Genomic DNA, 14,956 nt, shown 5'->3' on the forward strand with positions numbered 1-14,956 from the left:
GATTACAAATCGGTTACAAAAAAGGGATATTTTGGATATAAATACGATTGACACAATTGATAAGGCAACTGAGAAAACACTTCCTGGTTTTGCAAAACTTTCACTTGGATTACTTTTTGTTGTATTAGTTTTTTTATGGAGCTATACTTCTCATGGAGATGTACCTAATAATACATTTCTAATTATTGGTGCAGTATTTGGTGCATATATGGCAATGAATATTGGTGCAAATGATGTTGCGAATAATGTAGGACCTGCAGTTGGTTCAAAAGCAATGACTCTTATGTGGGCAATTATTATTGCTGCAATATTTGAAGCTTTAGGTGCATTTATCGCTGGTGGAGATGTTGTAAAAACAATTAAAAAAGGAATTATTGATCCTGCTTTGATTACAAATCCTGATATATTTATTTGGGCTATGACAGCTGCTTTATTATCTGCTGCATTATGGCTTAACTTTGCTACTTCTGTTGGTGCACCTGTATCAACTACTCATTCAATTGTTGGAGGAGTTATGGGAGCAGGTATTGCTTCTGCTGGCTTTGCAATTGTAAACTGGGGAACAATGGCTAAAATTGCTGCTTCTTGGGTGATATCTCCTGTTCTTGGTGGTATTATTGCTGCTGCTTTTCTTTTCTTTATTAAAAAGAAAATCATGTTTAAAAAAGATATGGTCACATCTGCAAAAGTATTCGTTCCTGTTTTAATCTCTTTTATGACTTGGGCTTTTTCTACTTATCTTATTTTAAAAGGTATTAAGAAAATTATTAAATTAGACTTTTTTACTGCTGCTGGTATTGCTTTAATAATCGCAATAATTGCTTATATTCTTGTTAAACCTTTAGTTGCAAAAGCTGCTGATAAAATTGAAAATACAAGAGTTGGTGTAAATTCACTATTTACTATTCCTTTAATTTTTGCAGCGGCACTTCTTTCTTTTGCTCATGGTGCAAATGATGTTGCGAATGCAATTGGACCTCTTGCTGCTATTAATGATGCAGTTATGAGTTCTGAAATTTCAAAAAAAGTTGATATTCCATTTTGGGTTATGGCAGTTGGGGCTGTTGGTATTGCAGTAGGACTTGCTTTATATGGACCAAAACTTATTAAAACTGTAGGTTCTGAAATTACAGAGCTTGATCAGGTTAGAGCTTTCTCTATTGCGATGGCTGCTTCTATTACAGTAATTATTGCTTCTCAACTTGGACTTCCTGTTTCTTCAACTCATATTGCAGTTGGTGGAGTATTTGGTGTTGGATTTTTAAGAGAGTATTTAGATTCAACAGAAGCAAAATTCATTTCTGATACTAGAAAAAGATTCAAGAAAAACAAAAAAGAATTAGATGAATATGAAGATGAACTTAAAAATTTAGAATCTTTAGAAAAAAAATCAAAATCAAACTATATTAGAATTGCAGAATTATATAAAAAGATTGAAGATAAAGTTGAAAGAGTTAAACAAGAGAAAAAAGATTTTAAATCTGCTAAGAGAGTTAAATATGTAAAAAGAGATGCAGTTAAGAAAATTATTGCTGCATGGGTAATTACAGTTCCTGCGGCAGCTTGTTTATCTGCTTGTATTTTCTTTATGATTAAAGGTATTATGGCTTAAAAGCTAACCTACTATAACAATATGATAAAATTCCTTTTTTTAAAGGAATTTTCATAGAAGCTTTAATCTCCGTTGCAACAATCTATCTTTTTATTATTATTGGATTTACCTTTAAAAGAGTTTTTAAAGACCAAGTAAATGAAAAGAGTTTTGTTCTATTAAACTTATATTTTTTACAACCTATTCTTATTTTTTGGGGATTAACAAGAGCTCCTATAAATGCAGAGTTTATTACTTCCCCTTTAATTTACTTTGTTGCAATATTTATTTCTCTTTTTATAGCTTTCTTTTATGCTAAAAATGTATTTAAAGATAAAGAAGACAATTCTATATTTATGGCTTCATCATTAGTTGGAAATACGGGAAATCTTGGAATTCCTCTTGGAATTGCTCTTTTTGGTGTAGCCTCTGTTCCTTACACTTCTATTTTAAATATTGCAAATGTTTTCTTTATTTATATTTTTTCAGTCTATTTTTTTGCAGGAGATAAATTTAAATTTACTGATGCTTTAAAAGAGATATTTAAAATACCTGCTATGTGGTTCGCAATTGCTGCTCTAAGCTTTAATTACTTTGGCTTTAAGCTAGGAGATGATTTTGATAAAGTTTTCACTATGGGGGCTTATGCTTCGATTGTAATGCAACTTGTGATTTTTGGTATATTTATGTCTCAAGTAAAAGTTAAAACGGCAAATTGGAAACTATCATTAAATATTTCATTGTTTAAACATATTGTTTTACCTATAATTGGTTTATATACTATTTTATATTTTGATATTGACCCTTTTATAGGCTCTATTATATTTTTAGAACTAATAGTTCCTCTTGCTGTAAATAATGTAAACCTTGCTTCTTTATACAATTGTAAGCCAATTGATACAACTTTTTCTGTTTTAGTTAGTTCTTTTGTATTTGTAGGTTTTATTTACTTTTATATATTAATAATAAATAGATTTTTTGGAATATAGAAATGTGTGGAATTTTAGGGACAAATTTTTTATCATCTAATTTTGATGAAGCATTAAAACATCTAAATAATAGAGGTCCAGATTTTAATCATGCAGTTAAAATTGATAATAAAGAGTTTGGACATACAAGACTTGCAATTATTGATTTAGATGAAGAAGCAAATCAGCCTATGATATTTGATAATATCTTAATAGTTTTTAATGGCGAAATTTATAATTTTAAAGAACTAAATATAGAAGAAAATTTAAATTGTGTAACTGCTTCAGATACTGAGGTTATCATAAGACTTTATCAAAAATATCAAGAGAACTTTTTAAATAAATTAAATGGTATGTTCTCTTTTTGTCTTTATGATATGAAAAAAAATTTATACTTTTGTGCTAGGGATAGATATGGTAAAAAGCCATTTTTTTATTACCTTAAAGATGATAAATTCATTTTTTCAAGTTCTATTACTTCAATTATAAAAATATTAGGAACAACTCCTTCTTTAAATAAAGTAGCTTTATCCCAATATATGCAATATTTTGTCTCTTTAGGAGAAAATACTTTTTATAAAGATATAGAGGCTTTGGAAGCTTCAACTTATTTTATTTTAAAAGGTAATGAATTAAAAAAGAAAAAGTTTTATAAGATAAATACTTATAAAAAGATAAAAGATGAAGAGACTGCTTTAGAAGGTATTGAAGATATTCTTATTAAAAGTGTAGATAGTAGGCTTATTGGCGATGTAGAAGTTGGAAGTTTGCTTAGTGGAGGGATTGATAGTTCTTTAATCTCTGCTCTTTATTCAAAAGTTAGTGGAAAAAAAATAAATACTTTTTCTGTAGGATATGATGAATATAAAAACTATTGTGAGCTTGATTTTGCGCAAATTACAGCAAAATATATAAATTCTAATCATAATCCTGTAACAATAGGAAAAAAAGATTTTATAGAGTATTTTGAGGATACTTTAACTGCTTTAGAACAACCCCATGCTGATAGTGCAGCAATTCCTTTAAATATTTTAACAAAAAAGATTCACAAAAGTGGAATAAAAACTGTTTTAAGTGGAGAAGGAAGTGATGAACTTTTTCTAGGCTATGATAATTATGCTAAGTTTTTGGGTTATTATGATTTTGAAAAAACTTTATCAAGTGGACAAAATGATTTTCTAAATTCTATTATAAGTGCTTTACAAAATAATACAAAAGAGAGTGAATATCTAAGACGAATAGTAAAAAAACAGACTTTATATAACTCTTTTGGAGAAGTTTATTCTGATATTCAGAAGAAAAAACTATTTAAAAAAGTTCCTACTTTTAAAAGTGAAAAGCCCAAAAAAGATCCTGTAGATTGGATGAGTTATATTGATTTAAAAATATGGTTAGGAGAAGCTTTATTAAGTAAGGTTGATAGAGTTTCTATGCATAACTCTTTAGAGGTTAGAACACCATTTTTAGATTTTAATTTAGTTGATTATGTTTTTTCAATTGATTCAAAAGTAAAAGTTGGAAATACAAACAAATATCTTCTTAAAAAAGTCGCATCAAAATATATTCCTGAAACAATAATAAATAGAACAAAAAAAGGCTTTAATAGCCCTTTTAATGAATGGATTCATGAAGAATACAAAGATTCTATTTTAAATACTATTTTAAAAGTAAATAGTGAAACGAATCTATTTAATGAAGAGTATTTAAAACAGATTTATACTTTATCAAAGAGTAGAAAATTTAAACAGCATTTATGGTCTGTTTTTATATTTTCAAAATGGTATGAAAAGAACTATCTCTAATTAATCATATATAGTGAAAATGCAAATACACCAGGAACTATAGAGAAAAAGAAAAGTATAAATGCATAAAATAAAATAGCAAATATCGTAACCCAACTATGATAACCACCTAGCTTTGCTAAATCCTTTTTAACTTCCTCAATATCTCTTGTTTCATAACCAGCTTTTTCTAAATCATCACATAACTTAATAGTATAAAAATAAAATCCTGATATTCCAGAAGCAATTGCTAATATTATCCCTCCAAAAGGTATTGCATTTGATAATATACTTAATACAAAAAATATTGCAGCAACTAAATACATTTTTCTATAAAGAAAGAAAGCCCAACCTCCAAAAAATGCCCACCATGACCAAGTAGCATTGAATAAAGCCTTCCCATTTACTAAGTTTGCATCTACTCTTGGATAATAAATATTTACTTTATTCTCTTTTTGTAAGTGTGCTGATAATAGATCTCTTAATTTATAGTAATCAAATTTTTCCATATTAACCCTTCGTTTATTCATTGTATTATAATCTATTTTAATAATTTGTCAATTACATATTTATAAATAAGATGTTAAAATACACAAGTATAAATTGTTTTAAAGATTATCAAAGTCAAAAAAGATATCATTCAAAAAACTCTAAAAAGGAATAGGATGAATTTATTAATCCCAGTAGATTGTAATAAAAGACATGAAGCACTTTTAACTACTCTTGATAGCTCAAATGATTGGGCTTTTGTTGAATTAGAAGAGGGACAAATTTCTAATTGTACTTTTTATAAAGATAGAAATGATATTGATTGTTGGGTTGAAACAGTTGTTGTTATAAATGAACAGGAATATGTTTGGCAATTTATTGAAGAAAATATCATGGTACTTGTAGCTCCTACTCAAAGAAGTATTGATGAAGTTGTTGAAGCTTATTTATTTAGAGAACTTCATGATTTAAATGTTTAGTTATTCTTTTATTTAGACCGTGTAACTCAGTTGGTAGAGTGCTTCGTTGACATCGAAGTTGTCGTTGGTTCAAGTCCAATCATGGTCACCACTTTCAAATAAAAATCACATAAAAGGGAAAAGATGAAATTTTTATTAAAACTTACGTTATTAGCCTCGCTAATATTATCTTCTTCATTTGCAGCACAAAAAGTTTATAAACTAAAAATGGCTACAACATGGGGACCTACTGCCTCTCCACTTATTGATTCGGCAAAAAATATGGCAATGCTTGCAGAAACAATGTCAAATGGTCAAATCAAGATTAGAGTTGATGCAGCTAATAAACATAAGGCACCACTTGGTATTTTAGATATGGTTAAAGGTGGACAGTATGATATGGGTCATTCTGCTTCATATTATTGGAAAGGGAAAGATATTGCAACTTTACCTTTTACTTCTATGCCATTTGGAATGACTGCTCCTGAGCAGTATGCTTGGTTTTATCAAGGTGGTGGATTAGAATTAATGCAAAAAGTTTACTCTAAACATGGACTTATGTCATTTCCTGGCGGAAGCACTGGTGTTCAAATGGGTGGATGGTTTAGAAATGAAATTAAAACTTTAGATGACTTAAAAGGTCTTAAGATGAGAATCCCTGGATTTGCTGGTGAAATTATGGCAAAACTTGGTGTTCAAGTAACTAATATGGCTCCTGGTGAATTATATACTGCTTTAGATAGAAATACTATTGATGCTTTAGAATGGGTTGGCCCTTCAATGGATATTAATATGGGATTCCATAAAATAGCACCTTTTTATTATACAGGTTGGCATGAACCAGCTTCTGAAATGCAATTTTTAATTAGTAAAAAAACTTTTGATAAACTACCAAAACATTTACAAGAGATTATGATTGTTTCTATGAGAATTGCAGCATATGACATGTATACACAAAATTATGATATGAATGCAAATGCATGGGATAAAATGAGTTCTGAATATCCAAATATTCAAGTTAAAACATTTCCAAAAGAGATTATGAATGCTATGAAAAAGGCTAATTCTGAACTTAGAACGGAATTATCTGCAAAGTCTCCTGAATTAAGAGAAGTTTTAAATCATCAAGATGCTTATATGAAAAAAGTTAGAGAATGGACAAGAATGTCAGATTTTTTATATTTAAAAGATAATTTAAAATAAGGTTTTCTCTTTTTGAGAAAACCTAAAATCCATTTGGATTAAAGCCTCCAGATGGATTGAACCCTGTATCAAATCCACTATCAAAACCTGAATCAAACCCTTGATTAAATTGTGCAAAACTTTTATCTTCAAATCCTGCTTGTACTGATTTCATTCTTAAATTCATAATATCTGTCTTAGGATCTATAAATTGTGGACAAACTAGAGTACAATTTCCACATAGGGTACAATCCCATACGCCATTATCTTGTATAGAATTGATTATATCAAGTGTATTAGCTTCTTTCTTATCATTAACATATCTTAGAGCTCTAGTTAGTGCATATGGTCCTAAAAACTCTTTATTTACTTCATATACTGGACAAGAACTAAAACAGTTCTGACATAAAATACAATTACTCTGTACATCAATTAATTTTACATCTTTTGATGTGACTTTTTCATTGCTTTGTTTTTTTAAATAGGTTTTACTATTTTTTAAAAATTTTTCTTCGTGGGATAAATCGACAACTAAGTCTCTTAGTACTTTTGAGTTATTAATTGCTTCAATTAAATCATTTTCATTTAATTGTGTTTTGCAGGCTAATTTTTCTACTCCATTTACTTTTATTGCACAACTTCCACAAACACCTGTTCTACAGCCACATCTATATGTAAGAGTATTATCTTGTTGTGTTTTTATTTCTATTAGCGAATCTAGTATTGTTTCATTATGAGTTACTTTAAATTCTTCTGTTTTTTGATGAGGATTTTTCTCTAAATCAAATCTTTTAATTTTAATTTTCATTGTATTTCCTCAAGTTTTATATGTATTGAGTCATTTTCTAGAAAAAGTATGCTGTTTTTATCATAGTTTTCTAGTTCATCTTTAAAATCAATTCTAAAGTGAGCTCCTCTACTCTCTTGTCTATTTAAAGCACTGATTAAAATAGTATGGGCTAGTTCTATCATATTTTTGTATTCAATTAAATCTGTTAGATTTTTATTAAATATTTTGCTTTTATCGTTTAGCCCTATTAAATTTAATTCTTTTTTCCATTCTAATATTTTTTCTAAAGAATTTTTCATACTTTTTTCTTCTCTAAAAAGTCCAACATTTTTAAATAATAGTTTTCCTAGCTCTTTTTTTCTTTTATAAAAGTCTATTTCTGAATCTTTTGTAAATATACCTTCGATATAGTTTTTATCAATTAAGAATTGTTCTGAATCTGTATTTTCTATTATCTTTACTTTTTTAGCTTTTTTTGCAGCATTTTCCCCTGCTATTTTTCCAAAAGTTACTATTTCTAATAAAGAGTTTCCTCCTAATCTATTTGCTCCATGAATGCCACTTTGACTACATTCTCCACAGGCATATAAATTCTCTATAGAACTTTTTGCTTCAATATCAGTGATTATTCCACCCATACTATAATGAGCTGATGGATTTATTGGAATTAAATCTTTTTCCATCTTTAATTGCATGAATTCTTGTACAAGTCTTCTTTCTTGTGGCATTGCTTCATTTATTTTATCAAGTCCTAAATGTCTTAAGTCAAGGTAGACTTTTTCCCCTTCTTCATATTTTTTATAAATAGCACGTGCAACTTCATCTCTTGGTTTTAATTCATCAATAAATCTATTCCCTTGATTATCAACTAAATATCCACCTTCTCCTCTAGCACTTTCGCTTATTAGTATATTTTTGTTTTCTAGTGCGGTTGGGTGAAATTGCATAAATTCCATATTTGATATTTTTGCTCCTGCATTTAATGCACTTGCTATGCCATCTCCTGTTGATGAATAAGAGTTTGTTGTAAATCCATAATATAATCCTGCGTATCCACCTGTCGCTAAGATTATGGTTTTAGCTTTTATTTGTTTTACTTGACTTGTTTCTATATCAAGAGCAGTTATACCTATTGCTTTGTTGTTTTCTATAATTAAGTTAAGAAGCTGATATTCATTATAAAATTCGATATTTTCTTTTAAACATTGGTCATAAAGAGTGTGCAAAATTTTAAGACCTGTATAATCTGAACTATAACATGTTCTCTTAGCTTTAGTTCCTCCAAATTTTCTTTGTGAGATATTATCTTTAATATTTTTACTAAATGGAACGCCAATTGAATCTAACCAGCTTATTGTATTTTCTGAATTACTACAGAAGTAGTTTATATATTCTTTATTTCCTAGTTTATGTGATGCTTTATAGGTATCTTCTATATATTTTTGTATAGAATCGTTTTCAGTCTCTTTTAAAACTGCATTTATTCCACCTTGAGCTTGACAAGTTTGGGAGTGGGTTGGATATGTTTTTGAAACAACAAGGACTTTTGCTCCTTCTTTTTTTGCATTTAATGCAGCTGTTAATCCAGCACCACCGGAACCTATTATTAATACATCAATCATTTTATTCCCAAAATTCTTTTAATGCTTCCTTTGAAGTATCTTCTTCAGATTTTTTATCTTCTTCTAAAGTTTCTAAATCTAATTCATCTATTTGCGCTAAGGCTGTTTCAAAATCATCTTCATCTAAATTTGTATCTTCTATATTTTCATCTTGCTTGGGAATTGGATTATTTACAACTTCTTTTGGTGACGTATTTGTTTTTTTATTAGGTTGTTTACCTAACATTTCTTTTAATGCCATATATTCACTCATGATTTCTTCATACTGTGCAAAACCTAGAAGCATGAAGCTAGGCTTCCCATCTCTTAAAATGATAGCTTTTTCTATATCATCTTTTTGAAGCTTATCAAATACCATTTTACTCTTTCTTATAAGCTCTGTTGAGGAAAACATCTCTTCAGATGTATATTGTAGTGGATTCATATTTACTCCTATACGTATTATAGTATGTATTATAATATGATTTTAATATGTTTGTCAATAGCTAAATATTTTTAATGCAATTTTATATTTATAAAATATAATAGAATACTATATGATATAAATTTAGCTCTATATGTACTGTTAAATAGGCTTTATTAAATTATATATCTTAAATATAAACCATATGTAAATATGTTTAATATTATGTATTAAAATTTAAAAAATAAATTTATTTATATTTAGTATCTAAATTATAATTTATCTATCGACTATAATATATTATCATTTATAAGACATATTTTAATACTCTTTTTAATTTGTATTTAAAAAAGAATTTTCTGTCTATTTTTTTATTTATGTATTCAAATGAAATTTATTTATAAATATATTTCATTACTTTTTATTTTCAAATAATAATTTGTTTATATAGATGTATTAAATTACTATTATAAATATTAAGATTTTTAAATCTATTACTTTTTAGTATAACTAGAAAACTATTAAATGCCTTCATCTTAGGGATTCGTTTCAAGTTATAATAAAAATTAGTATTTAATTATGTATTTAGTCGAGCTTTTTATTTCATGTTTTATTTGAATATTAATATACTATTTTTTTGTTTTATTATATTAATTGATATGTTTACTATCTACAAGTTTTACAATCATCTTTACATATTTTAATATGTAAAGATAATAAAGTATTAAAAAACAGTATTTATTTGTTTTTTGTTGTAAATATTTGTTCGGCCCATTCAGTAATTGGACCTCTTAATACTTTTTGTAATTTTATCGCAAAGCTATTTACTAACTCACTTTTTTCTTTTGTAGATTTTAGTAATGTTGTTAATGAGTTTGTATGTTTATTTACATAGAAGTTATCTATTTGTTTATTACTTCCAAGGATTACGACTTTACATGTATTATCAATTCTAGATAGAACCATTTGCATTGTTTTATTTGACATATTTTGGGCTTCATCAATTATAACAAATGCATTTGAAAGTGTTCTTCCTCTCATCTCTCCTACCCACATAGTTTCTATTCCGAAATTTTGAATCATTTGTTCAATTCTTTGAGTAACTTCTTGATCATCAAGTTCTGAGATATTTTCAACATTCTTTTTATTAGCTCTTTTTTTCTTATATTCACTTCTAATTATATATTCTAAACTATCCATTAGTGGATGATTATATATTTTGAACTTTTCTTCAAATCCTGGTAAATATCCTACATCTTCACCTTTATCTAGGGATTCAATAGAATTTCTAATATATATGATTTTTTGAAAGCTTTTTTGTTTTACCAGTTTTAATGCACCACTTAAGGCTAGTAAAGTCTTTCCTGAACCAGCCTTAGCTTCTATTATTAGTACATTAAAAAAGTGAGATAAAATTGCATTTGAGAAGAATAGCTGTTCTTTATTTAAAGGAACAATTACTTGATTTCTAATCTCTCCTTCATCTAAGACGTAGATTCTCTCATTTTGTATTGAGGCAAGTATTACTTGATCTGAACTTTTAACTTTAAAACAATAACAATAGTTATAGGGTTTATATTCTTTATCATAGTCTGTAATTAAAGCATTTTCTAAAAACTCTATTTGTTCAAATTTAACTTCTATTGTTTTAATAAATTCATAGTTGAATTCATCTTTATCTGAACCTATAAGAGAATCTGTTTTTAAATCAAGCGATACGGCTCTTGTTCTAGCCATAATATCCAATGAAAGAAAAGTAGTTTCACTTTCATAATACTCTTTTGCAAAACTTGCTATTTCAAGAATTTTTCTATCGTTTATAATATTTGTTGCAATGTTTTTAGTATTTATTTTATATTCTTCTTTTGAGATTACATCAATTATTGCATTTTGAGTTCCAAATAATTCTAATCTAATAACTTTTGCATCTTGCTCTTTTTTAGAGTTTAATATATTTGAGTTTTCAAAAATCCTTGCAAATTCTCTTGCTTGAAAATTTATTTCGTCAAATCCACTCTTTTTTGTATCTATTTCATCTAAAACAGTTTCAGGAAGAACTATAAGGTTTTTGGACTCATCACTTAGTTTAAAAATATTTGTTGCATCTTCTAATAAGATGTTTGTATCTAGCACGTATGTTTTTTCAAATGTCATTTGGCATCTTTTTGTTTTTGGTTTAGTACTTTATATATTATATATGCACCTACTACTAAAGTAATAAGTGTAAAAGCTATAGAAAATGTTTTTGTAATTACATAACCTACGATTAAAAGTGATAATACTGTAGGTACTTCATTATAAGCTCTAAAGAAGTTTCCACTTTTTGGATATTTCTCTTCTTCAAGTCTTTTTCTAAAATATTCTAATGAAAATGAATAAACCATTAATAAAACTACAAAAAATATTTTTGCATGCATCCACCCATCACCTTGTAATAAATCAGGTCTTAGTATTAACATTAATATTCCACTTAGAACAGTAGCTATTTTTGCAGGGAATCCAATAACTCTATACATTTTATCTTCTTGTATTTTAACAACTTCAACAAATTCTTTTTTATTTTTATGCTCTGTATGATAAACAAAAAGTCTTGGTTGGTAAAATAGCATTGCCATCCATGACATCATAGCCATTATGTGAAAAATTAGTATCCATGTATAATACTCTAAGAGAAAATCCATTATTGTCCTTTTATTTTTTTAACCCATTCACTTAAGGTCTTTTCATATCCTATATTAAGAGTTGAATAAAGATTTAAATCTTCTTTTAAATACTCTTGTTCTACCCAACCACCAAAATCATGTGGGTATTTGTACCCTACGTGTTGATTATCAATATGTTTAGGTATATCTAAAATTTTACCATTTTTAACTTCACTTAGTGCTTTATTGATTGCCATATAGGAACTATTAGATTTAGGACTTGAGGCTAAATATATTGCACATTGTCCTAAAAGTATTCTACTTTCGGGATATCCAATTTTTGATGTTGCTGTCATTGTACTTACTGCTAAGTTCAATGCATTTGGATTTGCATTACCTATATCTTCACTAGCAAAAATTACAAGACGTCTAGTTATAAACTCTACAGATTCTCCACCATTTATTAATCTTGCTAAATAATATAATGCAGCATCAATATCAGAACCTCTTAAAGATTTTATCATTGCACTTGCTAAGTCATAGTGTGAATCTGAAGAACTTACTCCATCGCCAATTACATTTGCTCTTAATTCTTTTAATAATTCTATTGATATAGTATTATCGATTTTAGATGCGAAATTAAGTAGATTTAGCATTGCCCTTGCATCTCCACTACTTGAGATGATTAAATACTCTCTGGCCTCTGTACTTAACTTTATTTCACTATTATTTGTTGCTGTATCTATAATAGTAGAAAGTTCATCTTTTGTAAGTGGCAAAAACTCATAAAGAAAAGATCTTGATCTAATTGCATTTGTAAGGGTGAAAAATGGATTTTCTGTGCTAGCACCAATAATTATTGCATCGTAGTTTTCCATTATTGGTAATAAAACTTCTTGTTGGTTCTTTGATAACCTATGTACTTCATCAATAAATATTAAAGGTTTAATTAAAGCATTTTTATATCGTTCGAATACTTTACGTAAATCTTCAACTTTAATAGATGTTGCATTAAAGTAATAATAGTCTGTGTTTATCTGATTTGCAATGATTTTTGCAAGTGTTGTTTTTCCAGTTCCTGGTTTCCCATAAAAAAAGAGATGTGGAATCTCCTTTTTTTGAATAAGTTTATATAGAGCTTTATCTTCACCTATTATATGTGACTGCCCTATAAAGTTAGTTAATGTTTTTGGTCTTAATTGATTTGATAAATCAGTCATCATCTCTGTAGTTATTGTTGCTTTTGTAAATTTCTGTATTGTTTACAAAGTGTCTTAAATCTCTATATTCATCTCTTGTTAAATATCTACTTTTACCTGTTGGCAAATTATTAAGTGATATCCCACCAAATTCAAATCTTTTTAAATCCATCACTTCTAATCCAAAGTGTCCAAAGAATCTTCTTAATTCTCTATTTTTACCTTCTGAAATTCCAACTTTAATTTTTGAAAAATTATCGCCATTTGTTAAAATTTGATATGCAATAAAAGGTTCAAATGACATAGATTTGATTTTAGATTTTTCATGAGCTCCACTTGTAGCATCTTCTAGTTCCAAACCATTTTGCATTGCTTCTTCAACTTTAGGATGGATTTTACCATCTACTTTTATTTTGTACACTCTTTCTAAATTTGAGTGCATAAGTTTATTTGCTACATCAACAGAATCTGTTAGTAATACTAGTCCTTCACTTGCATAGTCAAGTCTTCCTATTGGCATAAAGTGTTTAAACTTACTATCTAATGAATCAAAAATTACTTTACGACCTTGTGGGTCATGTTTTGTTACTAGTTCACCTTTTGGTTTATTATAGATGATTACTGTATACATTCTATTTTTGTCTTCTTTGATAATTCTTTTACCAATTTTTACTTCATCTGTTTCACTTACTTTTGTTGCTAAGTTTGTAACAACTTTTCCATTTATATAAACTTTACCCTCTTCTATAATTTTATCTGCTTCTCTTCTTGAGTAATTACTGTTATGTGAAATAAATTTATTAAGTCTAATTGGTTCTGACTGTTCTTCTAAGTTTTCTTTATTTGTATTTTGCTTCATTATTTTATACCTGCTTCAATTAAATCGTGAATATGAATTACTCCGACAAGTTTGTTTTTTTCATCTACAACAACTAATAGTTGTATTTTATAATCTTCAATTATTTTTAATGCATCACTTGCTAATAGATTTCTATTATTTATTGTTCTAGGATTTTTAGTCGCAATTGACTCTACTTCGCAATCAATTGAAAAATTAGAGTTCATCAATGCTCTTCTTAAATCTCCATCACTTAAAACTGATGTAAGTGTACCATTTTCATCTGTAATTAATACATTTCCTAATCTACCTTCACTCATAACTACAATTGCATCTTTTAGTTTTGTTTCACGTGAAACAATAGGTAGATTTTCTTTTTTTAATAAATCATCAACTTTTATAAAGAGTTTTTTACCAAGACTTCCTCCTGGATGAAATGATGCAAAATCTTCTTTTTGAAAATCTCTTTTTTTCATTAAGCAAACTGCTAGTGCATCTCCCATTGCCATTGTTAGTGTTGTTGATGATGTTGGTGCAGTGTCTAAGGGACAGGCTTCTTTTGTAACTGAGATATTTATAAAGAAATCAGAATATTTTCCAAGAGTTGAATTTTCATCTTTTGCCATAGCAATAAGAGGAATATCAAATCTTTTTAGATGAGGGAGAAGTTGAATTAACTCTTCACTCTCTCCACTGTATGAAATTCCAAGAACAACATCATCTTTACCAATCATACCTAAATCACCATGCATAGCTTCAGTAGGATGAAGGAAGAAAGATGAAGTTCCAGTACTTGCTAAAGTTGCTGCAATTTTTGCACCAACAAGTCCAGATTTACCAACACCTGTGATAATAAGTTTACCTTTACAAGAGATGATTAAATCAACTGCTTTTTCTAAATCAAATGATGAAATATTTTTAGCAGCTAATTTTAATTCGTTTGCCTCTGTATCTAAGACTTCTTTAGCAATTTCATTGAAGTTCATTTATCTT

14 protein-coding genes and 1 tRNA gene are annotated in these 14,956 nt (G+C 27.9%); 6 read left to right on the top strand and 9 right to left on the bottom strand.

Annotated elements, in window-relative coordinates; translation table 11 throughout:
- The first annotated feature begins 31 nt into the window (after positions 1 to 31).
- From BT997_RS00700 to asnB, 3 genes are all read left to right on the top strand, one after another.
- A complete protein-coding gene (locus tag BT997_RS00700; RefSeq protein WP_072679466.1) occupies positions 32 to 1,612 on the top strand; it encodes an inorganic phosphate transporter in 1,581 nt (526 codons plus the stop codon).
- Positions 1,613 to 1,677: 65 nt separating this feature from the next.
- Positions 1,678 to 2,580: an AEC family transporter gene (locus BT997_RS00705; RefSeq protein ID WP_258239406.1), complete on the top strand. Its 903-nt coding sequence runs from the start codon at positions 1,678 to 1,680 to the stop codon at positions 2,578 to 2,580.
- A 2-nt stretch (positions 2,581 to 2,582) separates the two neighbouring features.
- Positions 2,583 to 4,361, top strand: a complete 1,779-nt coding sequence (gene asnB, locus BT997_RS00710; RefSeq protein WP_072679468.1) for an asparagine synthase (glutamine-hydrolyzing) — start codon at positions 2,583 to 2,585, stop codon at positions 4,359 to 4,361.
- Here asnB and BT997_RS00715 read toward each other — a convergent pair.
- A complete protein-coding gene (locus BT997_RS00715; protein WP_072679469.1) occupies positions 4,358 to 4,849 on the bottom strand; it encodes a DUF2628 domain-containing protein in 492 nt (163 codons plus the stop codon). The genes asnB and BT997_RS00715 overlap by 4 nt on opposite strands.
- Before the next feature lie 156 nt (positions 4,850 to 5,005).
- On the opposite strand from BT997_RS00715, the gene BT997_RS00720 reads away from it, so the two are divergent.
- The 3 genes from BT997_RS00720 to BT997_RS00730 all read left to right on the top strand — a co-directional run bounded on the left by BT997_RS00720 (position 5,006) and on the right by BT997_RS00730 (position 6,490).
- A complete protein-coding gene (locus BT997_RS00720; protein WP_072679470.1) occupies positions 5,006 to 5,308 on the top strand; it encodes a hypothetical protein in 303 nt (100 codons plus the stop codon).
- 15 nt (positions 5,309 to 5,323) lie between these two features.
- Positions 5,324 to 5,399, top strand: a tRNA-Val gene (locus BT997_RS00725).
- 32 nt (positions 5,400 to 5,431) lie between these two features.
- Complete coding sequence (locus BT997_RS00730; protein ID WP_072679471.1) at positions 5,432 to 6,490, top strand: TRAP transporter substrate-binding protein; 1,059 nt, start codon at positions 5,432 to 5,434, stop codon at positions 6,488 to 6,490.
- Positions 6,491 to 6,512: 22 nt separating this feature from the next.
- On the opposite strand, the gene BT997_RS00735 is transcribed toward BT997_RS00730, so the two are convergent.
- The 8 genes from BT997_RS00735 to BT997_RS00770 all read right to left on the bottom strand — a co-directional run bounded on the left by BT997_RS00735 (position 6,513) and on the right by BT997_RS00770 (position 14,949).
- Entirely contained in the window at positions 6,513 to 7,277 is a 765-nt protein-coding gene (locus tag BT997_RS00735; protein ID WP_072679472.1) for a succinate dehydrogenase/fumarate reductase iron-sulfur subunit, read from the bottom strand.
- Entirely contained in the window at positions 7,274 to 8,881 is a 1,608-nt protein-coding gene (locus BT997_RS00740; protein WP_072679473.1) for an FAD-dependent oxidoreductase, read from the bottom strand. The genes BT997_RS00735 and BT997_RS00740 overlap by 4 nt, the downstream gene beginning before the upstream one ends.
- Before the next feature lies 1 nt (position 8,882).
- Positions 8,883 to 9,305: a hypothetical protein gene (locus tag BT997_RS00745; RefSeq protein WP_072679474.1), complete on the bottom strand. Its 423-nt coding sequence runs from the start codon at positions 9,303 to 9,305 to the stop codon at positions 8,883 to 8,885.
- 717 nt (positions 9,306 to 10,022) lie between these two features.
- On the bottom strand, positions 10,023 to 11,438 hold the full coding sequence (locus BT997_RS00750; protein ID WP_072679475.1) for a PhoH family protein: 1,416 nt from the start codon (positions 11,436 to 11,438) through the stop codon (positions 10,023 to 10,025).
- Positions 11,435 to 11,965: a protoporphyrinogen oxidase HemJ gene (hemJ, locus tag BT997_RS00755; protein WP_072679476.1), complete on the bottom strand. Its 531-nt coding sequence runs from the start codon at positions 11,963 to 11,965 to the stop codon at positions 11,435 to 11,437. The genes BT997_RS00750 and hemJ overlap by 4 nt, the downstream gene beginning before the upstream one ends.
- The gene (locus BT997_RS00760) at positions 11,965 to 13,146 is read right to left on the bottom strand and encodes a replication-associated recombination protein A (protein WP_072679477.1); all 1,182 of its coding nucleotides are present in this window, start codon (positions 13,144 to 13,146) and stop codon (positions 11,965 to 11,967) included. The genes hemJ and BT997_RS00760 overlap by 1 nt, the downstream gene beginning before the upstream one ends.
- Positions 13,139 to 13,984 carry a pseudouridine synthase gene (locus BT997_RS00765; RefSeq protein WP_072679478.1) on the bottom strand — a complete coding sequence of 282 codons (846 nt, stop codon included), beginning with the start codon at positions 13,982 to 13,984 and terminating at the stop codon, positions 13,139 to 13,141. Before BT997_RS00765 ends, BT997_RS00760 begins: the two co-directional genes overlap by 8 nt.
- Positions 13,984 to 14,949 (bottom strand): SIS domain-containing protein, encoded by a 966-nt coding sequence (locus tag BT997_RS00770; RefSeq protein ID WP_072679479.1) that lies wholly within the window; start codon positions 14,947 to 14,949, stop codon positions 13,984 to 13,986. Before BT997_RS00770 ends, BT997_RS00765 begins: the two co-directional genes overlap by 1 nt.
- Positions 14,950 to 14,956: the final 7 nt, after the last annotated feature.

Origin of the sequence: Arcobacter sp. LA11, from assembly GCF_001895145.1 — a bacterium.
Taxonomy (GTDB): domain Bacteria; phylum Campylobacterota; class Campylobacteria; order Campylobacterales; family Arcobacteraceae; genus Halarcobacter.

Coding starts and splice junctions, on each gene's coding strand:
- BT997_RS00770 (WP_072679479.1), bottom strand. CDS start 14,949: ATGAACTTCAATGAAATTGCTAAAGAAGTCTTAGATACAGAGGCAAAC.
- BT997_RS00765 (WP_072679478.1), bottom strand. CDS start 13,984: ATGAAGCAAAATACAAATAAAGAAAACTTAGAAGAACAGTCAGAACCA.
- BT997_RS00760 (WP_072679477.1), bottom strand. CDS start 13,146: ATGACTGATTTATCAAATCAATTAAGACCAAAAACATTAACTAACTTT.
- BT997_RS00720 (WP_072679470.1), top strand. CDS start 5,006: ATGAATTTATTAATCCCAGTAGATTGTAATAAAAGACATGAAGCACTT.
- BT997_RS00730 (WP_072679471.1), top strand. CDS start 5,432: ATGAAATTTTTATTAAAACTTACGTTATTAGCCTCGCTAATATTATCT.
- BT997_RS00715 (WP_072679469.1), bottom strand. CDS start 4,849: ATGGAAAAATTTGATTACTATAAATTAAGAGATCTATTATCAGCACAC.
- BT997_RS00745 (WP_072679474.1), bottom strand. CDS start 9,305: ATGAATCCACTACAATATACATCTGAAGAGATGTTTTCCTCAACAGAG.
- hemJ (WP_072679476.1), bottom strand. CDS start 11,965: ATGGATTTTCTCTTAGAGTATTATACATGGATACTAATTTTTCACATA.
- asnB (WP_072679468.1), top strand. CDS start 2,583: ATGTGTGGAATTTTAGGGACAAATTTTTTATCATCTAATTTTGATGAA.
- BT997_RS00750 (WP_072679475.1), bottom strand. CDS start 11,438: ATGACATTTGAAAAAACATACGTGCTAGATACAAACATCTTATTAGAA.
- BT997_RS00735 (WP_072679472.1), bottom strand. CDS start 7,277: ATGAAAATTAAAATTAAAAGATTTGATTTAGAGAAAAATCCTCATCAA.
- BT997_RS00740 (WP_072679473.1), bottom strand. CDS start 8,881: ATGATTGATGTATTAATAATAGGTTCCGGTGGTGCTGGATTAACAGCT.